The organism is Enterobacter cloacae complex sp. BZL2005 (assembly GCF_049238885.1).
GTDB classification, from domain to species: domain Bacteria; phylum Pseudomonadota; class Gammaproteobacteria; order Enterobacterales; family Enterobacteriaceae; genus Enterobacter; species Enterobacter roggenkampii.
In genome coordinates this window covers 1-20,130 of record NZ_JBMKGI010000019.1, presented here as the reverse complement: position 1 = coordinate 20,130, position 20,130 = coordinate 1, and the positions used below count along the sequence as shown (strand labels likewise).

At 54.2% G+C, this 20,130-nt stretch carries 22 protein-coding genes and 1 other annotated feature; of the genes, 13 read left to right on the top strand and 9 right to left on the bottom strand.

The window, feature by feature from the left end; all coding sequences use genetic code 11:
• Positions 1-6: 6 nt before the first annotated feature.
• Positions 7-798 carry a cytochrome C assembly family protein gene (locus ACOTXI_RS21800; protein WP_032623031.1) on the bottom strand — a complete coding sequence of 264 codons (792 nt, stop codon included), beginning with the start codon at positions 796-798 and terminating at the stop codon, positions 7-9.
• Positions 799-964: 166 nt separating this feature from the next.
• Between ACOTXI_RS21800 and ffh the strand changes: the two genes are divergently transcribed.
• From ffh to ACOTXI_RS21765, 7 genes are all read left to right on the top strand, one after another.
• Entirely contained in the window at positions 965-2,326 is a 1,362-nt protein-coding gene (ffh, locus tag ACOTXI_RS21795; RefSeq protein ID WP_008502496.1) for a signal recognition particle protein, read from the top strand.
• Between the two features lie 116 nt (positions 2,327-2,442).
• Positions 2,443-2,691, top strand: a complete 249-nt coding sequence (gene rpsP / locus ACOTXI_RS21790; RefSeq protein ID WP_003863133.1) for a 30S ribosomal protein S16 — start codon at positions 2,443-2,445, stop codon at positions 2,689-2,691.
• A gap of 15 nt (positions 2,692-2,706) precedes the next feature.
• Positions 2,707-3,246, top strand: coding sequence for a ribosome maturation factor RimM (gene rimM / locus ACOTXI_RS21785; protein ID WP_021241995.1), 540 nt, complete (start codon positions 2,707-2,709; stop codon positions 3,244-3,246).
• Positions 3,247-3,277: 31 nt separating this feature from the next.
• Positions 3,278-4,045, top strand: coding sequence for a tRNA (guanosine(37)-N1)-methyltransferase TrmD (gene trmD, locus ACOTXI_RS21780; RefSeq protein WP_008502493.1), 768 nt, complete (start codon positions 3,278-3,280; stop codon positions 4,043-4,045).
• A gap of 43 nt (positions 4,046-4,088) precedes the next feature.
• Positions 4,089-4,436: a 50S ribosomal protein L19 gene (rplS, locus tag ACOTXI_RS21775; protein WP_002914145.1), complete on the top strand. Its 348-nt coding sequence runs from the start codon at positions 4,089-4,091 to the stop codon at positions 4,434-4,436.
• 132 nt (positions 4,437-4,568) lie between these two features.
• On the top strand, positions 4,569-4,988 hold the full coding sequence (locus ACOTXI_RS21770) for a DUF2946 domain-containing protein (protein ID WP_058654393.1): 420 nt from the start codon (positions 4,569-4,571) through the stop codon (positions 4,986-4,988).
• Positions 4,989-5,012: 24 nt separating this feature from the next.
• Complete coding sequence (locus ACOTXI_RS21765; protein ID WP_058654394.1) at positions 5,013-6,383, top strand: PepSY-associated TM helix domain-containing protein; 1,371 nt, start codon at positions 5,013-5,015, stop codon at positions 6,381-6,383.
• Between the two features lie 2 nt (positions 6,384-6,385).
• Here the strand turns inward: ACOTXI_RS21765 and ACOTXI_RS21760 are convergent, their stop codons facing one another.
• The 4 genes from ACOTXI_RS21760 to ACOTXI_RS21745 form a co-directional block, all read right to left on the bottom strand.
• Positions 6,386-6,871, bottom strand: coding sequence for an OmpA family protein (locus ACOTXI_RS21760; RefSeq protein ID WP_008502478.1), 486 nt, complete (start codon positions 6,869-6,871; stop codon positions 6,386-6,388).
• Between the two features lie 12 nt (positions 6,872-6,883).
• The gene (gene dgcN, locus ACOTXI_RS21755) at positions 6,884-8,104 is read right to left on the bottom strand and encodes a diguanylate cyclase DgcN (protein ID WP_032675359.1); all 1,221 of its coding nucleotides are present in this window, start codon (positions 8,102-8,104) and stop codon (positions 6,884-6,886) included.
• The gene (locus tag ACOTXI_RS21750) at positions 8,097-8,648 is read right to left on the bottom strand and encodes a YfiR family protein (RefSeq protein ID WP_021241999.1); all 552 of its coding nucleotides are present in this window, start codon (positions 8,646-8,648) and stop codon (positions 8,097-8,099) included. Before ACOTXI_RS21750 ends, dgcN begins: the two co-directional genes overlap by 8 nt.
• A 138-nt stretch (positions 8,649-8,786) precedes the next feature.
• Complete coding sequence (locus tag ACOTXI_RS21745) at positions 8,787-9,161, bottom strand: DUF2799 domain-containing protein (RefSeq protein WP_058654395.1); 375 nt, start codon at positions 9,159-9,161, stop codon at positions 8,787-8,789.
• Between the two features lie 214 nt (positions 9,162-9,375).
• On the opposite strand from ACOTXI_RS21745, the gene aroF reads away from it, so the two are divergent.
• Genes aroF through ACOTXI_RS21730 form a run of 3 tightly spaced genes read left to right on the top strand, consistent with a single transcriptional unit; the run spans position 9,376 to position 12,511 of the window.
• Positions 9,376-10,446 (top strand): 3-deoxy-7-phosphoheptulonate synthase AroF, encoded by a 1,071-nt coding sequence (gene aroF / locus ACOTXI_RS21740; RefSeq protein WP_008502474.1) that lies wholly within the window; start codon positions 9,376-9,378, stop codon positions 10,444-10,446.
• A gap of 10 nt (positions 10,447-10,456) precedes the next feature.
• Positions 10,457-11,578, top strand: a complete 1,122-nt coding sequence (tyrA, locus tag ACOTXI_RS21735) for a bifunctional chorismate mutase/prephenate dehydrogenase (protein ID WP_008502473.1) — start codon at positions 10,457-10,459, stop codon at positions 11,576-11,578.
• A gap of 60 nt (positions 11,579-11,638) precedes the next feature.
• Positions 11,639-12,511 carry an SMP-30/gluconolactonase/LRE family protein gene (locus tag ACOTXI_RS21730; RefSeq protein ID WP_058654396.1) on the top strand — a complete coding sequence of 291 codons (873 nt, stop codon included), beginning with the start codon at positions 11,639-11,641 and terminating at the stop codon, positions 12,509-12,511.
• Here the strand turns inward: ACOTXI_RS21730 and pheA are convergent.
• The 4 genes from pheA to bamD form a co-directional block, all read right to left on the bottom strand.
• Positions 12,508-13,668 carry a bifunctional chorismate mutase/prephenate dehydratase gene (gene pheA / locus ACOTXI_RS21725; RefSeq protein ID WP_058654397.1) on the bottom strand — a complete coding sequence of 387 codons (1,161 nt, stop codon included), beginning with the start codon at positions 13,666-13,668 and terminating at the stop codon, positions 12,508-12,510. The genes ACOTXI_RS21730 and pheA overlap by 4 nt on opposite strands.
• Positions 13,669-13,698: 30 nt before the next feature.
• Positions 13,699-13,824, bottom strand: a sequence feature (Phe leader region).
• Positions 13,776-13,823, bottom strand: a complete 48-nt coding sequence (gene pheL, locus ACOTXI_RS21720; protein ID WP_102000890.1) for a pheA operon leader peptide PheL — start codon at positions 13,821-13,823, stop codon at positions 13,776-13,778. (Overlaps the previous feature by 48 nt.)
• Positions 13,825-13,934: 110 nt before the next feature.
• Positions 13,935-14,276, bottom strand: coding sequence for a ribosome-associated translation inhibitor RaiA (raiA, locus tag ACOTXI_RS21715; RefSeq protein WP_008502470.1), 342 nt, complete (start codon positions 14,274-14,276; stop codon positions 13,935-13,937).
• 268 nt (positions 14,277-14,544) lie between these two features.
• Positions 14,545-15,282 carry an outer membrane protein assembly factor BamD gene (gene bamD, locus ACOTXI_RS21710; RefSeq protein WP_008502469.1) on the bottom strand — a complete coding sequence of 246 codons (738 nt, stop codon included), beginning with the start codon at positions 15,280-15,282 and terminating at the stop codon, positions 14,545-14,547.
• A 131-nt stretch (positions 15,283-15,413) separates the two neighbouring features.
• Here bamD and rluD point away from each other — a divergent pair, with 131 nt between their 5' ends.
• From rluD to clpB, 3 genes are all read left to right on the top strand, one after another.
• Positions 15,414-16,394, top strand: a complete 981-nt coding sequence (gene rluD / locus ACOTXI_RS21705) for a 23S rRNA pseudouridine(1911/1915/1917) synthase RluD (RefSeq protein ID WP_058654398.1) — start codon at positions 15,414-15,416, stop codon at positions 16,392-16,394.
• On the top strand, positions 16,391-17,122 hold the full coding sequence (gene yfiH / locus ACOTXI_RS21700) for a purine nucleoside phosphorylase YfiH (protein WP_023344708.1): 732 nt from the start codon (positions 16,391-16,393) through the stop codon (positions 17,120-17,122). The genes rluD and yfiH overlap by 4 nt, the downstream gene beginning before the upstream one ends.
• Positions 17,123-17,251: 129 nt before the next feature.
• A complete protein-coding gene (gene clpB / locus ACOTXI_RS21695) occupies positions 17,252-19,825 on the top strand; it encodes an ATP-dependent chaperone ClpB (RefSeq protein WP_008502466.1) in 2,574 nt (857 codons plus the stop codon).
• Positions 19,826-20,130 lie beyond the last annotated feature (305 nt).

The window sequence follows — 20,130 nt, the reverse complement described above, 5'->3', positions numbered from 1 at the left end:
TGTTTCTTAGCCAGCAAATTGCTGTATGAAGCGGCTGCCAAAATAGGCAAGGGTGAGAATGCCCGCACCCGCGACGTTGAACCAGACCACGCGACGACCGCGCCAGCCTTCATGATAATGGCCCCATAACAGGACAATATAGACAAACCACGCGATGATGGAGAGCACCGCTTTATCGATATTCTCCACGCTGAACAGGTTCTTCATGTAAAACAGCCCGGTGCAGAGCGTGAGCGTCAGCAGCACCACTCCCACCTGGGTGATGTGGAACATCTTACGCTCAATCACCATCAGCGGCGGCATTTCATGGTTAAACGCCAGTTTTTTGTTTTTCAGCTGGTAGTCAATCCAGGCGAGCTGCATGGCATAAAGCGCGGCGATGATCAGCGTCGCGTAGGCAAAGAGCGACAGGCCGATATGCACCAGCATCCCCGGCGTCGCCTCCAGATGCGTAATGAACTCATTAGGCATAAAGGTGGCGAGGGCCAGATTGATCAGCGCGAAGGTGTAGACAATCGGCAGCAGCAGCCAGCCGCGATTTTTAGACGCGACGATGGTCATTACCGTACAGATCATCAGGCTGACCAGCGAGCCGACGTTCAGCACGCTCAGGTTTTGCACGCTGCCGTCGCCGGGGATAATGCGTGATTCCAGCGCAAAGGCGTGGCTAATCAGTGCGATCACCGCCGAAAGAATAGCCATGCGCCGCCAGCCGCTGTTTTTTTGCAGCAGTCCGGGAATAATCAGCGCGAGGCTGACAGAGTAGGCAACAAGGGCGATCAGTGCGAAAACAGGCATATAGGCATCGACAGTTGTCTTAATAAGAAAGAGAAGCAGTATAACGTTACGTGACGCCTGCTCCAACCGTTGCATAACAACAAAGGCGCCTTCATGTTATACTCCGGCAAAATTCTGTGTATGTGTCGCTCATGGCGGCCCAACGTTTCTACTCAGGCGAGAGACAATGTTTGATAATTTAACCGATCGTTTGTCGCGCACGCTGCGCAACATCAGCGGCCGCGGACGCCTTACTGAAGACAACATCAAGGAAACGCTGCGCGAAGTGCGCATGGCGCTGCTGGAAGCAGACGTGGCGTTGCCGGTTGTTCGTGATTTTATCAACCGCGTGAAAGAGAAGGCGGTTGGTCATGAAGTTAACAAGAGCCTGACCCCGGGTCAGGAGTTCGTCAAAATCGTTCGTAACGAACTGGTTTCGGCGATGGGCGAAGAGAACCAGGTGCTTAACCTGGCGGCTCAGCCACCGGCCGTGGTGCTGATGGCGGGCCTGCAGGGCGCGGGTAAAACCACCAGCGTCGGTAAGCTGGGTAAATTCCTGCGCGAAAAGCACAAGAAGAAAGTGCTGGTGGTCTCTGCGGACGTCTATCGCCCGGCGGCGATCAAGCAGCTGGAAACCCTGGCAGAGCAGGTTGGCGTGGATTTCTTCCCGTCCGACGTGGCGCAGAAGCCTGTCGACATCGTTAACGCCGCGCTGAAAGAGGCGAAGCTGAAATTCTACGACGTGCTGCTGGTGGATACCGCCGGTCGTCTGCATGTTGACGAAGCGATGATGGACGAGATCAAGCAGGTGCATGCCTCTATCAACCCGGTAGAGACCCTGTTTGTCGTCGACGCTATGACCGGTCAGGATGCGGCGAATACCGCGAAAGCGTTTAACGAAGCGCTGCCGTTAACCGGCGTGGTGCTGACCAAAGTGGACGGTGACGCCCGCGGCGGTGCGGCCCTCTCCATTCGCCACATCACCGGCAAGCCGATCAAATTCCTCGGCGTGGGCGAAAAAACCGAAGCGCTGGAGCCGTTCCACCCGGATCGTATTGCCTCCCGTATCCTCGGCATGGGCGACGTGCTGTCGCTGATCGAAGATATCGAAAGCAAGGTTGACCGCGCGCAGGCCGAGAAGCTGGCCAGCAAGCTGAAAAAAGGTGACGGTTTCGATCTGACTGACTTCCTTGAGCAGCTGCGTCAGATGAAAAACATGGGCGGCATGGCCAGCCTGATGGGCAAACTGCCGGGCATGGGCCAGATCCCTGACAACGTGAAAGCACAGATGGATGACAAGGTGCTGGTGCGTATGGAGGCGATCATCAACTCGATGACCCTTAAAGAACGCGCTAATCCGGACATCATCAAAGGTTCCCGTAAACGCCGTATTGCAGCCGGTTGCGGCATGCAGGTGCAGGACGTTAACCGCCTTCTGAAACAGTTCGACGACATGCAGCGCATGATGAAGAAAATGAAGAAAGGCGGCATGGCGAAGATGATGCGCGGCATGAAAGGGATGATGCCTCCCGGTTTTCCAGGGCGTTAATCGCTTTTGAGATTGCTTTTTGCCCGAAAATGAGTAAAATTTTCGGGCTTTTAATATGACACCCGGGCTCCGTTCCTCGATGGGGCCCGGTTGTTTTATTCACACAAGAGGATGTTATGGTAACTATTCGTTTAGCACGTCACGGCGCTAAAAAGCGTCCGTTCTACCAGGTTGTTGTGACTGACAGCCGTAATGCACGCAACGGTCGCTTCATCGAGCGCGTTGGTTTCTTCAACCCACTGGCCGCTGGCGCAGAAGAAGAAACTCGTCTGGATCTGGATCGTATCGCTCACTGGGTTGGCCAGGGCGCTACTGTTTCCGATCGCGTTGCTACGCTGATCAAAGCAGCAAACAAAGCAGCTTAATCTGTCACGGTGGTCATGATGAGCAATAAAGCACCTGTTGAACCGATCGTATTGGGAAAAATGGGTTCTTGCTACGGTATCCGTGGTTGGCTCAGAGTGTTTTCCTCCACTGAAGACGCTGATAGCATTTTTAATTACCAGCCCTGGTTTATCCAGAAAGGCGGTAAGTGGGAAGAGGTCGAGCTGGAAAGCTGGCGTCACCACAATCAGGACATCATCATCAAGCTGAAAGGCGTTGACGATCGTGATGCCGCGAATGCGCTGACTAATTGTGAAATTGTCGTGGATTCGTCGCAGTTGCCACAGCTGGAAGAGGGCGACTACTACTGGAAAGACCTTATGGGTTGCCAGGTAGTCACTACTGAAGGCTACAGCCTGGGGAAAGTCATCGATATGATGGAAACCGGGTCAAATGACGTTCTCGTCATTAAGGCAAACCTGAAAGATGCATTTGGCATCAAGGAGCGGTTGGTCCCGTTCCTCGATGGACAGGTTATCAAGAAAGTCGATCTCACTACTCAAACCATTGAAGTAGATTGGGATCCTGGTTTTTAAATTCTCCGGATAAACGGTAAAAGACGGCGCTATGTGGATTGGCATAATTAGCCTGTTTCCTGAAATGTTCCGCGCGATTACCGATTACGGGGTAACTGGCCGGGCAGTAAAGAATGGCCTGCTGAGCATCCAGAGCTGGAGTCCGCGTGACTTTACTCATGACCGGCACCGTACCGTGGACGATCGTCCTTACGGCGGCGGACCGGGGATGCTAATGATGGTGCAACCCTTACGGGACGCCATTCACACAGCAAAAGCCGCGGCAGGTGAAGGCGCAAAGGTGATTTATCTGTCACCTCAGGGACGCAAGCTTGATCAAGCGGGCGTCAGCGAACTGGCGACGAATCAAAAACTGATTCTGGTTTGTGGTCGCTACGAAGGGATAGATGAGCGCGTAATTCAAACCGAGATTGACGAAGAATGGTCTATCGGCGATTACGTTCTCAGCGGTGGTGAGTTACCCGCAATGACGCTGATTGACTCCGTCGCCCGGTTCATTCCGGGAGTACTGGGCCATGAAGCTTCGGCAACGGAAGATTCCTTTGCCGATGGATTGCTGGACTGTCCACACTATACCCGTCCTGAAGTGTTAGAAGGAATGGAAGTACCGGCAGTGTTACTGTCTGGAAACCATGCCGAGATACGTCGCTGGCGTTTGAAGCAGTCGCTGGGCCGAACCTGGCTTAGAAGACCTGAACTTCTGGAAAACCTGGCTCTGACTGAAGAGCAAGCAAAGTTGCTGGCCGAGTTCAAAACTGAACACGCGCAACAGCAGCATGAACATGATGGGAATGCGTAATACGCTCCCGAATATCAGTTTACCCAGGATAAGAGATTAAATTATGAGCAACATTATTAAGCAACTTGAACAAGAGCAGATGAAGCAGGACGTACCTTCCTTCCGTCCAGGTGACACCGTGGAAGTGAAAGTATGGGTTGTTGAAGGTTCCAAAAAACGTCTGCAGGCATTCGAGGGCGTGGTTATCGCTATTCGTAACCGCGGTCTGCACTCTGCATTCACTGTTCGTAAAATTTCCAACGGCGAAGGCGTTGAGCGTGTCTTCCAGACTCACTCTCCGGTAGTTGACAGCATTGCTGTTAAACGTCGTGGTGCTGTACGTAAAGCTAAACTGTACTACCTGCGTGAGCGTACTGGTAAGTCTGCTCGTATTAAAGAGCGTCTGAACTAAGATTCGCTTAAGCGACATCCTGTTAGAAAGGGCTGGCCGAAAGGCCGGCCCTTTTTTTATTCCATCGCACCTCTCGCGTTAACCCTTTCGTCATAAATCATTTACAATGCTTGCCTCTTGAATGGAGGGGAAGTGGATAACGTACTGCATCAGTATAGCTGGAAACGCGCAGCGGCATTGACCGCGCTGTTCGCGATCCTGCTGATCGTGGTAGCACCCCTTATCTCCGTCTCATTGCAGAAAGATCCCATGAGCGCCATGCCGGGCATGCATCATGACATGAGCATGATGTCGATGGACGAGCATCACGGCGATATGCCGCGCACGATGCCCGTCGACCATGCGGAAGCCTGTGGCTACTGCGTGCTGTTAGCGCATGTCCCTGGCGTGATGCTGGCGCTCATCGTCCTGCTCAGCGTGGTGCTGCAGAGGCTTCGCGTTAAGCCGCCGCGTCAGGCGGTCAAGCACTGGCACTTTTTCCCCTGGCTTTACCCTGATACCCGCGCGCCGCCGCGGCAGTCTGCTTTTTCCCCAATAAAAAAATATCGATAACTTTTTGCCTTAAAAAGGAAAAGTATGACTACCTGCACCTCGCGCGCGGCATGGGGAAACCTGCTGCGTCGCCTTCATTTCTACGTTGGGCTGTTTGTCGGCCCGTTTATCTTCTTCGCCGCGCTGACCGGGACGTTGTATGTGGCGACCCCACAGCTGGAAAACGCGCTCTACCGGCACGCGCTCCACACAGATTCCGTGGGCGAGCCACATCCTCTGGCGGAACAAATCGCCGTGGCGGAAAAAACCGTTGGATCAGATTTACGTTTGCACGCCGTTCGTCCGGGGCTGGTTGAGGGCGAAACCACCCGCGTGATGTTCGCTGACCCGAAACTTGGGCCATCGGAGAACCGGGCTATCTTTATCGATCCGGTAAGCCTGACGGTGCTGGGAGATCTGACGGTATACGGCACCAGCGGGATTTTACCCCTGCGTCAGACCATTGATTACCTGCATACTTCCCTGATGCAGGGCGACATTGGGCGCCTTTACAGCGAGCTTGCGGCCTCGTGGATGTGGGTCGCCGCGCTGGGCGGTATTGCCCTGTGGTGTTATACCCGGCCCAAACGGCGGATCAACAATCGCTTCCAGAACCGGCGTCGGGTACACGTGACGCTGGGCTGGAGCCTGCTGGGTGGAATGCTGCTGTTCTCCGCAACCGGCCTGACCTGGTCCCAGTGGGCTGGCGGAAACGTGGATAAGCTGCGTGCAGAGATGAACTGGCTCACCCCGCAGGTGAACACGACGCTATCCGGCCAACATGAGGTCATGGATGAACATGCCGAACACCGCAGTCATCACGGTGGAATGGTGATGCCGGAAATGGCGATGGATTTGACGCAGTTTGACGGCGTGTTAAGCGCGGCGCGTAACGCGGGTATTGATGCCGGCAAGCTGGAGATCCGCCCGGCGAAAACGATGGATCGCGCCTGGACCGTGACGGAAATCGATCGCAGCTGGCCGACCCAGGTGGACGCCGTGGCGGTTGATCCTCATACGATGCAGGTTCTGGACAGAACCCGATTCAAGGATTTCCCGCTAATGGCAAAACTGACCCGCTGGGGCGTGGATTTCCATATGGGGATCTTATTCGGCCTCGCAAATCAGCTGCTGCTGGTTGCGTTCGGCCTCGCCCTTTGCGTGCTCATTATCTGGGGATACCGGATGTGGTGGATGCGTCGTCCGGCGCAATCGGCTGTGAGTCCGGTACAGACGCTTTGCCAGAGCTGGCTTGCCTTGTCAGTGTGGGGAAGAGGCGTTACGGTGTTAATCAGCGTACTGTTGGGACTGGCATTGCCGGTCATGGGCGTGAGTCTGGCGCTGTTTGTTCTGGTGGACTGGCTGCGCTGGCGAGCGGCAACCAGGGTGACGCTCGCCGAATCCTCCGCTAAATAGCCTTATGGCGTGCTGATCACCACTGCGACGCGGCGGTTTTCAGCGCGCCCTTGTGAGGTACTGTTGCTCGCAACCGGATATTTTTGACCTAATCCCCGCGTGGTGAGATTGCTGCGCGGGATATTTGCCCCCTTCGCCCAGGCATCGGCCACGGCGTTGGCGCGTTTTAACGAGAGCGCTTCGTTGTAGCTCTCTTCCCCGTAGTTATCCGTGTGACCGTCCATTCGCGCGTGGGTCAGGCCGGTTTCCGCCAGGCGAGAGGCCATGGACTGGATCTGCGTTTCACTCTCCGATCGCAGCCTGGCATCATTTTTATCAAACAGGATGGTGTCCGACATCCCAAGCGACCAGTCACCGTTCAGTTCGTTAAAACCGTAAGACTTCATCGCCGCAATTTGCTCAGGAGTGAATTTGCCTTCCGGCGGCGACTGGCAGCCTGCCAGAACCAGTGAGGCCAGGACTAAGGGCGCGAAGTAACGTTTTAACATAGTGTATCCTTTCTAACTTATTGTTTTCGTACGCTGGTTTTTAACCTGGTACATGTTGCGGTCAGCCCTCTCCAGTAATGCTTCCACGGAAGTATTTTCCCAGGCCAGAGCAAAGCCAATGCTGAGTGACATCGATGCTTTTTGTCCGTTATGAAGATCAAACGGACGGATAAACTGCTGCGAAAGCGCAGCACAAATATGTTGAACCTCAAGCTCAGAGTGCACGCCGTACAGCACCATGGCAAATTCGTCACCGCCAAGACGGTAGGACTGATGACGTTTGTCGCCAAACTCCATCATTCTGCTGGCGACTTCGATCAGCACGCAGTCTCCTGCCGCGTGTCCCCAGGTGTCGTTAATAAACTTAAAATTATCACCGTCGAGGAAGAGCAGGGCCGAGTTGGTTCTGGCTGAAGGGTCATTCATTAATGCCGCAATGCTGTTACGAAACGCCGCGCGGTTGGCAAGACCGGTAAGCGGGTCGTGCATGGCGGTCCGCAACAGCTGGGCATTTTTCGCCTGAAGCTTCAGCTGCCACTCTTCCATTTCATCCAGAAGACTATTGAAGTCTTCGCCAAACTGGTGAAATTCTTCGATACGGCCGTCTTTCACCCGGCGGGAGAAATTTCGGTTCGTGCGCACGTCATGCACGACGTCGGTAATGTTCTGCAGCGCCGTGACCATTCCACGATGCAAAGACTGGGTAATGATGAGCGCGACGACGGCGGCAAAGAGAATGCAGCCAGTCAGTACGGCAAACGACGTCCAGATGAAATGGCTGATCAAACTGTCACGCGCGGTAAGGCGAATTTCGCCGATCGTTAAGCCGTTATGCATGATGGGCTGCGCAACCGGTACGGGGAAAAGCCAGCGGCTGACCAGCGCGCCCAGCGTGTCGTTGTTATCTTCCGGGTTCCAGGACCAGTAGGCGAACCGCTTTTTATGCGCATTAATCACCTCCGCCGCGGCAAACTGCCCCTGTTTGCCCAGGGCGGCAAGCGTTTCGTTGGCCGCCAGCGAGTCGTTGAAAACCAGCGAGGCTTCCAGGCTGTGGCTCATTGTGGCGCCGGTTAATTCGAGATTCTTTTGCGCGTATTGTTTTAACGTCACAACGGAAGCAAAACAGAGCAACAGCCATATTAACGTCATCGTGATAATGACGCTTATCATGCTGTTTCGCCTCAACGTTCTTTTAAACGTCGGACGTGGCGTTGAAGTGAAATCTTTATCCATGCTGCTTATTCCGTGCCAGCATTAATACATCCGGATTGACTCTTACGCCACTGCGCGTCAATGCATCCAGGTTGACGGAGAACCGGACCTGGCCACGATCGATCATCAGGCAAAAGGCACTGCCAATTACACATTCCGGATTTTGCTCTGAGATTAATAGCAATGCTCTGCCCTGATATTGGCTTATTAATTCAAGTTGTTTTGCCGGTGATTCAGACCCGAAATAAATCGCATCGCACGTCGCGGCCAGGGCTTCCCGATCGTTATGTACAATAGCGGGAGTATAGGGTAACTCGTTGTGCCCTTCGTCGCCGCTAAGCGCGTGCGTATAGTGAGAAGTGGCATAGATGCAGAGTTTAGGCTGCCCGGATAGTGACGGCCATCGCGTATAGCTCACAATGCCTGAGACTATCGAGCGTACCGATTTATCCGTTTCCGTGAGCGTGCCTGCCGTCGCTGGGCCCACCATAATGAACAGCATTAACACCAGAGTGAGTCGGAAAAAAGAGATCAAGAATAAATTTCTCACCAGAATCCGCCACATCGCTCCGGAAATAGATGTCCTTAAGAGTTGCGGGCAGAATACCATTGTTTGTCAGAGCCGTCATTATGTCAGAAATAGCCTCAGGTCAACCTAAGCTAAATCCTACTGTTGTTTATTTTCCGGTGATTTAAAACAGACTTAATTGAGTCTGCTGGAGCGCAAACTTTCATCCATCCCTTTTTGCCATGACGCACGCAGTTTTGCCGCGTTTTCAGCAGTATCGCAACTGGCAGGGAAAGATTTGCCCGCTAATCCCCAGGCGTGAATAAACCCTTCTTCGCAGACTCTCTTCTGACCATCGGCATAGCCGCGAAGATATTCACTACGATCAACGTGGGTGTCGTTAAAACTATCGGCCAGGGTCTGGTTATCTTTAACCGGCAGGCCATTCATGGCGTCTTCTCTACCGGCATCAAACCAGGATGGACTGGTCCAGTCGGGCTGGAAGGTATAAGGATTGATCTGGCAGCCCGTTAAAAACAGCGACAACAGCGTGAGAGCAATTGAACGCATAGCCATTCTCCTTTTTACTTCAGCATAGCCTGGCTTAAGAAAGTATGTCTGTAATTTAAACTTTACGTTTTTGACGGCTGATTTTTGCAATAAATTTGCTACTGTAAAGTAATGTGTACTTATTTTGGATTGAAATGTTTACTTTTTATGGTATCGTGGTTTCACCTCATTGAGGAAAACAACTATCGCAAACGAGCTTTACAGGATCGCCATCATGCAAAAAGACGCGCTGAACAACGTACATATCACTGACGAACAGGTTTTAATTACTCCGGATCAGCTGAAAGCAGAATTTCCGCTGAGCGTCGCGCAGGAGGCTCAGATTGAGCACTCGCGCCAGACCATTTCTGACATCATCGCCGGCCGCGATCCGCGCCTGCTGGTGGTGTGTGGTCCTTGCTCTATTCACGATCCTGAAACCGCCATTGAGTACGCTCGTCGATTTAAAGCATTAGCGGAGGAGGTCAGCGATAGCCTCTACCTGGTGATGCGCGTCTATTTTGAGAAGCCACGTACTACCGTTGGCTGGAAAGGGTTGATTAACGATCCGCACATGGATGGCTCGTTTGATGTGGAAGCAGGCCTGAAGATTGCGCGTCGCCTGCTGGTGGAGCTGGTCAGCATGGGACTGCCGCTGGCAACCGAAGCGCTGGATCCGAACAGCCCGCAATACCTTGGCGATCTGTTCAGCTGGTCCGCGATTGGCGCGCGTACCACGGAATCGCAAACCCACCGCGAGATGGCGTCTGGCCTGTCGATGCCGGTTGGTTTTAAAAACGGTACCGATGGCAGCCTGGCGACGGCGATCAACGCCATGCGCGCGGCTGCCATGCCGCACCGTTTCGTCGGTATCAACCAGGCGGGCCAGGTCTGCCTCCTGCAAACGCAGGGCAACCCGGACGGGCACGTGATCCTGCGCGGCGGGAAAGCCCCGAACTACAGCCCGGCGGACGTGGCGCAGTGTGAAAAAGAGATGGAGCAGGCGGGACTGCGCCCGGCACTGATGGTAGATTGCAGTCATGGTAATTCGAATAAAGATTACCGTCGTCAGCCTGCGGTTGCGGAATCCGTGGTCGCCCAGATCAAAGATGGCAACCGTTCGATTATCGGTCTGATGATTGAGAGCAATATTCATGAAGGCAATCAATCATCTGAACAACCGCGCAGTGCCATGAAGCACGGCGTCTCCGTGACGGATGCCTGCATCAGCTGGGAAACCACCGATGCACTGCTGCGTGAGATCCATAAAGATTTAAGCGGCCAGCTGGCGACGCGTCTGGCTTAAGAGGGTAGTTATGGTTGCTGAATTGACCGCACTGCGCGATCAAATTGATGAAGTGGATAAGGCGCTGCTGGATCTGCTGGCGCGCCGCATGGCGCTGGTTGCCGAAGTCGGTGAGGTGAAAAGCAAATACGGCCTGCCGATTTACGTCCCGGAGCGCGAAGCTTCTATGCTCGCCTCCCGTCGCAAAGAGGCGCAGGCGCTGGGCGTTTCGCCGGACTTGATTGAAGACGTCCTGCGTCGCGTGATGCGGGAATCCTATTCCAGCGAAAACGACAAGGGGTTCAAAACCCTTTGCCCGACCCTGCGGCCGGTGGTGATTGTCGGCGGGGCAGGACAGATGGGGCGTCTGTTTGAAAAAATGCTGACGCTTTCTGGCTATCAGGTGCGCATTCTGGAAAAAGAGGACTGGGCGCAGGCGCCGGAGCTCATGAAAGATGCCGGGATGGTTATCGTCAGCGTGCCGATCCACGTGACGGAGCAGATCGTCGGGAAGCTTCCTCCTTTACCGAAAGACTGTATCCTGGTGGATCTGGCCTCCGTCAAAAATGGTCCGCTGCAGGCCATGCTGGCTGCGCATACCGGGCCGGTGCTGGGTCTGCACCCGATGTTTGGTCCGGACAGCGGCAGCCTGGCTAAGCAGGTGGTGGTTTACTGCGACGGTCGTCAGCCGGAAGCCTATCAGTGGTTCCTGGAACAGATTCAGGTATGGGGCGCGCGACTGCACCGCATCAGCGCGGTTGAGCACGACCAGAACATGGCGTTCATTCAGGCGCTGCGCCACTTTGCGACGTTTGCCTACGGCCTGCATCTGGCGGAAGAGAACGTGCAGCTTGAACAGCTGCTGGCGCTCTCTTCACCTATCTATCGTCTGGAGCTGGCGATGGTTGGGCGTCTGTTCGCACAGGATCCGCAGCTGTACGCGGACATTATTATGTCCTCCGAAAACAACCTGGCACTGATCAAGCGCTACTATCAGCGCTTTGGAGAAGCCATTACGCTGCTTGAGCACGGAGACAAGCAGGCGTTTATCGACAGCTTCCGCAAGGTCGAGCACTGGTTTGGCGATTATGCGCAGCGTTTCCAGAATGAGAGCCGGACGTTGTTGCGCCAGGCAAATGACAGTCGCCAGTAATGCGATGATGTATATACTGAAAGCCAGCAATGCTGGCTTTTTTCATTTTGGGGAACTGTCATGGCTGAACCGCAGCTGCTGTTGAATTACACCGGGCATTTGCCTGAATGCCCGACGTGGAGCGCCGAAGAGCAGGCGCTCTACTGGGCCGATATTCTGGAAGGCGAGATCCACCGCTACCATCTGCCGACGGCGGAACACACCGTACTCTCTTTCCACGAGGAAGTGGGGTGTTTCGCGCTGCGTGAGCAGGGTGGTTTTATCGTTGCGATGCGAACGGGTATCTGGCTGACCGATAAACACGGCCTGCTGCGCCGCAAGGTGTGTGATAACCCCTCTAACCCGCAGCTGGCGCGTTTTAACGATGGAGGCACCGATCACCTGGGTCGCTTCTATGCGGGCACGTTCTGGGGGCCGGGAGATTACAACGGCGCCCTGCTGATGCGCATCGACAACGACCTGACGCCGAAGGTGATCCAGTGCGATATCCACGGGCACAACGGCTTAGCGTTTAGCCCGGATAAGCAATGGATGTTTACCTCAGATACGCCAAACGGTGTGATCTACCGTACCCCGCTTGATGAGCAGGGCGAACCGGGTAAGCGAGAGGTGTTTCGTCAGTTTAAAGAGGGCGAGGGGATACCGGACGGCGCGTCGATGGATGTGGAAGGCTGTTACTGGAGCGCGCTGTTTGACGGCTGGCGCATCGCGCGTTTTTCACCGCAAGGGGAGCAGCTGGAAGAGTATCGCATGCCGGTGCGTTGCCCGACGATGGTCTGCTTTGGCGGCGATGATATGAAAACGCTTTTTATTACCACCACGCGGGAAAATATGGATGCGGAGGAAGTGGCGAAATATCCGCTCTCCGGCGCCATCTTCACCCTGCCGATGAGCGTGGCAGGGATGAAGAAAAGCCGTTTTATCGAACGTTAGATTGGATCGACCGGGACGACGTTTTCGCTCGGGTAACAGCCCAGCACCTTCATGGAACGCGTGATCTCGCCCAGCTCGCGCAGGGCTTTCTGCATGGAAGCAGACTCCAGGTTGGCCTGGATATCAAGGTAGAACATCTCTTCCCACGGGTTACCGTGGATTGGGCGCGATTCCAGCCGGGTCATGATCAGGTTGTGATTACGCAGTACCAGCAGAGCTTCAACCAGCGCACCGGCCTGTTGGCCGGTGGCCATCAGCAGCGTGGTCTTGGCCGGTACCTGGTCAGACACATTGATTGCCTTGCGGGCCAGCACCACGAAGCGGGTAATATTTTGCGTCTGGTTCGCCAGGTTGCGTTCCAGCACCTGTAAACCATACAGCGCGCTGCCCGCTTCGCTGCCCAGCGCCGCAACGTTGGGGGAGTTCGCCTGGGCGACTTTTTCCATCGCCGCCGAGGTGCTTTCGGTGTACTCAATTTTCCAGTTCGGATAGCGGTTCAGGAACTGGCTGCACTGCTGGAACGGCTGCGGGTGGCTGTAGACCGTTTCGATCGTGTTCAGGTCCGTTGAGCCGGAGACCAGCACGCAGTGATCGATAGGGAGCGTCAGCTCGCCGACCAGCGACAGGCTGGTGTGCTGTAGCAAATCGTAGACGTCGTTGATGGCGCCGGAGCTGGTGTTTTCAATCGGCACCACGGCGTAATCCGCCTGGCCGGTCTCGACCTGGTTAAAAATGTCGGCAAACTTCGCGCAGCCGCTTTCAATAAATTCTTCGAAATGGCGAGCGGCATACTGACGTGCGGCCAGGTGAGAATAGGAGCCCTTTGGCCCGAGGAAAGCGATACGCGCAGAGTGCGGATTGGTTTTATTGAGGTGCTGCTGGAGTAGCGCTTGCTGGGTCAGAACGGAGTCTTCGATGATGAGCTGGAACAGCCGGGTGATGTAGTGGGCATCGAGATGATGCGCTTTGCCGAGCTGAATGAGACGTTCCAGCAGATCCCGCTCGCGGTCGATATCACGGACCGGACGATGGGAGTCCAGCTTGGCTTTACCCACTTCAACGGCAAGGGCGCGGCGTTCGGCCAGCAGCGCCAGCAGTTTCTCATCCAGCGCGCTGATTTTTTCGCGCAGATCCAGTAACGGGTTTTCCGGTGTCATAGTGTTGCCTGTCTCATCTTATCGTTATCAATAAAAAAGGCCCCCCGGTGTGGGAGGCCTTGTTGTTCGTCTTCGCATTCTTTATCACACGACGAAACGCCTCCCGTTCAGGGGAAGGTAAAAAAGAATGCGAAGAAGAACGGCGTAGGTTTCATAAAGTCATCCTGTGAGTGATACCGTTAAAGTACCCGTACTGTTTTCACCCTGTCAATAAAAAACAAAAAACGCGCCCGAAGGCGCGTTGGCGGTACACTCAATTTAAAGGATTACTCTTCTTCAACTTCTTCCGCGAAGCTGGCGTCTTTCACCGACGTTGTGGCGCGACGGGCTTCACCTTTGTGTTGCACTTTATTGAGCTGCCGTTCCAGCTTGTTGATCAAATCGTTAATTGCGGTGTACATATCCTCATGTTTTGCGCTGGCGACCAGGTGGCCGTTTGGAGTATTGATAGTTGCGTCAGCGATGAAACCCTGCGGCTCCTTGGACAGGATGATATGTGGATTAATCAAATGTGTTTGCCATTTATCCAGTTTGGCGAGACGGTCTGCGACGTGCTGGCGAATTGCCGGAGTAATTTCCATTTGTTTACTGGTAATGTTCATTGTCATAAATTTTACCTCTTGTCTTTCCGTCTTGGTGATTCCAGCATACCCGACCTAATGTCAAAATGTGTGATTTAGATCACGTTATTTTGTCGGTTTTTGTCAGGGAATCTTTTTTGTGAGGCAGGGCAGGAAGAGGTGAGATTTACCTTGTAGAAGGCAAAAATTGAGGCCATAGTTGACTGGATGTGTTGAGGCTAACGCGCTTCAGCGACGCTCAGAAACGAATAAAAAAACGGCAGCCTTCGGGCTGCCGTTTTGCATTGAGGCAAAATCAGGTGTTGCTGCTGTTCGCGGCGATGATTTTCGCCACTTTTTCAGCCTGAGCGGTCATCTGCATCTGACGGTAAGCATTTTCCATCAGCTTCAGGCCGTCGCGCGTAGCCTGAGTATCCGGGTAATCACGCAGCATACCTTCTACGCGGTTAACCACGGCAACCCATGCGCCACGGCGGGTATAGTAGTCCGCCACGGAGTATTCATATTTCGCCAGACGATCTTTCAGGAACACCAGACGTTTGGTGGCGTCGGTCACGTACTGGCTGTTTGGATAGCCGCGCACCAGTTTAGAGAAGTCATTGAAGGCGTCACGCGCATGCTGCGGGTCACGGTCGGAACGATCCACACCGAAGAAGCCCTGCAGCGCACTGTCATCCAGCGCCATGTTGGTGAGCCCGCGCATGTACATCACATAGTCGATGTTAGGATGAGTCGGGTTCAGACGCATGAAACGATCGATGGTTGCCTGAGCCAGCGGCAGATCGGCATTTTTATAGTATGCGTAGATGAGATCTAACTGTACCTGCTGCGAATACGGACCAAATGGATAGCGATTATCCAACGCTTCCAGTTGCGTTATCGCCTGTTTCCAGTTACCGTCCTGCAACTTTTGTTGTGCAGTCGCATAGATTTCATTCGGCGGATTGTCAGGGACCTGTTCATTTGAACCGGAGCAGCCCACCAAAGCCAGGCTCAACGTGGCCGCTGCCACCAGATATTTCATGCGCGTCATGACGTTTTGACTTTCCTCAAATGTTTGTCCGGGAGAAACTCTGTTCCTGCTCCCGATTAAGACCAGCTACAATAGCACACTATATTAAACGGCAAAGCCGTAAAACCCAACGTTAAACGAAGAAGCAGTTTATGGCACAACGAGTAGAACTCACCGCAACAGTCTCCGAAAATCAGCTCGGTCAACGCTTAGATCAGGCTTTGGCCGAATTGTTCCCTGATTATTCGCGTTCACGCATAAAAGAATGGATCCTTGACCAGCGCGTGATGGTAAACGGCAAGATCTGGGACAAACCAAAAGAGAAAGTGTTAGGTGGGGAAGCTGTCGCCATCAATGCTGAAATCGAAGAGGAAATCCGCTTCGAGCCGCAGGATATCCCACTGGACATCGTCTATGAAGATGATGACATTCTGGTGATCAACAAGCCGCGCGACCTGGTTGTTCATCCGGGCGCGGGAAACCCTGACGGTACGGTACTTAACGCACTTCTCCATTACTATCCGCCGATCGCGGATGTTCCGCGCGCGGGCATCGTGCACCGTCTGGATAAAGACACTACCGGTCTGATGGTGGTGGCGAAGACCGTTCCTGCTCAGACCCGTCTGGTGGAGTCGCTGCAGCTGCGCGAAATCACCCGTGAGTATGAAGCGGTAGCCATTGGACATATGACTTCTGGCGGGACGGTGGAAGAGCCCATTAGCCGTCACCCGACCAAGCGTACCCATATGTCGGTGCATCCGATGGGTAAACCGGCGGTGACGCATTACCGCATTATGGAGCACTTCCGTATTCATACGCGCCTGCGTCTGCGTCTGGAGACCGGACGTACTCACCAGATCCGCGTGCATATGGCCCACATTACCCATCCGCTGGTGGGGGATCAGGTCTACGGTGGTCGTCCGCGTCCGCCTAAAGGCGCGTCGGATGAGTTCATCAGCGTATTGCGTAAACTCGATCGTCAGGCGCTGCACGCGACCATGCTGCGTCTTTATCACCCTATCACCGGTATTCAGATGGAGTGGCATGCGCCTATCCCGCAGGATATGGTGGACCTTATTGACGCCATGCGTGCTGATTTCGAAGAACATAAGGATCAAGTGGACTGGTTATGACCAAACTGATTGTCCCGGAGTGGCCATTGCCTGCCGGCGTGGCTGCCTGCAGTTCAACCCGCACTGGCGGTGTGAGCCAGGGCGCGTGGGCGTCGTTGAACCTCGGCGCACACTGTGGCGATAACCTGGAACACGTGGAAGAGAACCGCAGGCGTCTGTTTGCAGCGGGGAACCTGCCGTCGAAACCGGTCTGGCTGGAACAGGTTCATGGCAAGGCGGTGCTGAAGTTGACGGGAGAGCCCTATGCTTCCAAACGCGCTGATGCCTCTTACAGCAATACGCCGGGAACCGTTTGTGCCGTAATGACCGCCGATTGTCTGCCAGTGCTGTTCTGCAACCGTGCAGGCACCGAGGTGGCTGCAGCGCACGCGGGCTGGCGTGGACTGTGTGAAGGCGTGCTGGAAGAAACCGTCGCCTGCTTTAAGGATGAGCCCGCCAATATTATGGCCTGGCTTGGCCCGGCCATTGGCCCTCGCGCTTTTGAAGTGGGGCCGGAAGTTCGCGAAGCCTTTATGGAAAAAGATCCGCAAGCGGTGGACGCCTTCCTGCCTTCGGGGGATAAATATCTGGCCGATATTTACCAGCTCGCCCGCCAGCGCCTGAACCGCGTCGGCGTGACGCAGATCTTCGGCGGCGATCGCTGCACCTTCACCGAAAAGGGTGATTTTTTCTCTTATCGCCGCGACAAGACGACGGGCCGTATGGCAAGTTTCATTTGGCTGATATAACCTAAAGAATCAAGACGATCCGGCACGTGCCGTTTTCTTTTCACATAATTCAGGTCATTAACCTTGAATAATTGAGGGATGACCTCATTTAATCTCCAGTAGCAAATTTGACCTGTTATGGGAGGAGTTATGCGTCTGGATCGTCTTACTAATAAATTCCAGCTTGCTCTCGCCGATGCCCAGTCCCTCGCACTGGGGCACGACAACCAATTTATCGAACCTCTTCATCTAATGAGCGCCTTGCTGAATCAGGAAGGGGGATCGGTACGTCCTTTATTAACGTCCGCTGGCATTAATGCTGGCCAGTTACGCACCGCTATCGATCAGGCGCTGAGCCGTTTACCGCAGGTCGAAGGGACCGGCGGCGACGTTCAGCCGTCGCAGGATCTGGTGCGCGTCCTGAACCTTTGCGACAAGCTGGCGCAAAAACGTGGGGACAATTTTATTTCGTCAGAGCTGTTTGTTCTGGCGGCGCTTGAATCACGCGGTACCTTGACCGACCTGCTGAAATCCGCCGGTGCGACCACCGCTAATGTGACTCAGGCGATTGAGAACATGCGCGGAGGTGAAAGCGTGAACGATCAGGGAGCCGAAGACCAACGTCAGGCTTTGAAGAAATTTACGGTCGATCTGACCGAACGCGCTGAGCAGGGCAAACTTGACCCGGTGATCGGCCGTGATGAAGAAATTCGCCGTACGATTCAGGTACTGCAGCGTCGTACCAAGAACAACCCGGTACTGATAGGTGAACCGGGTGTCGGTAAAACCGCGATTGTTGAAGGGCTGGCGCAGCGTATTGTGAACGGTGAAGTTCCGGAAGGCCTGAAAGGCCGCCGCGTACTGGCGCTGGACATGGGCGCGCTGGTGGCCGGTGCGAAATACCGCGGTGAGTTTGAAGAGCGTCTGAAAGGCGTGCTGAACGATCTGGCGAAACAGGAAGGTAACGTCATCCTGTTTATCGACGAGCTGCACACCATGGTCGGTGCCGGTAAGGCAGACGGCGCAATGGATGCCGGGAACATGCTGAAACCTGCACTGGCGCGCGGTGAACTTCACTGCGTCGGTGCCACCACGCTGGATGAGTACCGTCAGTACATTGAGAAAGATGCTGCGCTGGAACGTCGTTTCCAGAAAGTGTTTGTTGCCGAGCCAAGCGTTGAAGATACCATCGCGATCCTGCGTGGTCTGAAAGAGCGCTATGAACTGCACCACCATGTGCAGATCACTGACCCGGCCATCGTTGCGGCGGCGACGCTTTCGCATCGTTATATTGCTGACCGTCAGCTGCCGGATAAAGCGATCGACCTGATTGATGAAGCGGCGTCGAGTATTCGTATGCAGATTGACTCGAAGCCGGAAGAGCTGGATCGACTCGACCGACGCATCATTCAGCTCAAGCTGGAACAGCAGGCGCTGAAGAAAGAGTCTGATGAAGCCAGTAAGAAACGTCTCGATATGCTCAATGAAGAGCTGGACGATAAAGAGCGCCAGTATTCTGAGCTTGAAGAAGAGTGGAAAGCCGAGAAAGCCTCCCTTTCCGGTACGCAGACCATTAAAGCTGAACTCGAACAGGCAAAAATTGCCATTGAGCAGGCTCGACGCGTGGGCGACCTGGCGCGGATGTCAGAGCTGCAGTACGGCAAAATCCCTGAGCTGGAAAAACAGCTTGAGATAGCGACGCAGTCAGAAGGTAAAACGATGCGTCTGTTGCGTAATAAAGTGACGGATGCCGAGATTGCGGAAGTCCTGGCGCGCTGGACCGGTATTCCCGTGGCGCGCATGCTGGAAGGTGAGCGTGAAAAACTGCTGCGCATGGAGAACGATCTCCACAATCGTGTGATTGGTCAAAATGAAGCGGTTGAAGCGGTTTCGAATGCTATTCGTCGTAGTCGTGCAGGGCTGTCCGATCCGAACCGTCCGATTGGTTCATTCCTGTTCCTGGGGCCGACGGGTGTCGGTAAAACCGAGCTGTGCAAAGCGCTGGCTAACTTTATGTTCGACAGCGACGATGCGATGGTGCGTATCGACATGTCCGAGTTTATGGAGAAACACTCCGTCTCGCGTCTGGTCGGGGCGCCCCCTGGATATGTGGGTTATGAAGAAGGTGGGTACCTGACAGAAGCGGTGCGTCGTCGTCCTTATTCCGTCATCCTGCTGGATGAGGTGGAAAAAGCGCATCCGGATGTGTTCAACATTCTGCTTCAGGTGCTGGATGATGGGCGTCTGACCGATGGGCAGGGGAGAACGGTCGACTTCCGTAATACGGTTGTCATTATGACGTCGAACCTGGGTTCCGATTTGATTCAGGAACGTTTCGGTGAACTGGACTACAGCCACATGAAGGATCTGGTGCTGGGTGTGGTAAGCCATAACTTCCGTCCGGAGTTCATCAACCGTATTGATGAAGTGGTGGTATTCCATCCTCTGGGTGAGAAACACATTGCGTCGATTGCGCAGATCCAGCTGCAGCGTCTGTACAAACGTCTGGAAGAGCGTGGATATGAAATTCACATCTCCGACGATGCGCTGAAACTGCTGAGTAAGAATGGTTACGATCCGGTGTACGGTGCGCGTCCATTGAAACGTGCTATCCAGCAGCAGATCGAAAACCCGCTGGCGCAGCAGATCCTCTCCGGGGAACTGGTTCCTGGTAAAATTATCCGTCTGGAAGCCAACGACGATCGTATTGTGGCAGTGCAGTAAGTCACAAAACGCAAAAACGAGCCGCTTGCGGCTCGTTTTTGTTTAAAAACCAGGCGAAAATTGAGGTCTGGAGTGAGGTTTGCCTGGAAAGTGAGCAGTCAGTAAATAATTTTCACTTTATCCTTGCAGGTTCGGAATTACTCCCTATAATGCGCCTCCACTGACACGGAATAACGGCACACACGCCGCCGGGTCAGTAGAGAATAGCGAAAATAAACGCTTGACTCTGAAGCGGGAAAGCGTAATATGCACACCCCGCGCCGCAGCGAAAACGAAGCGGCACTGCTCTTTAACAATTTATCAGA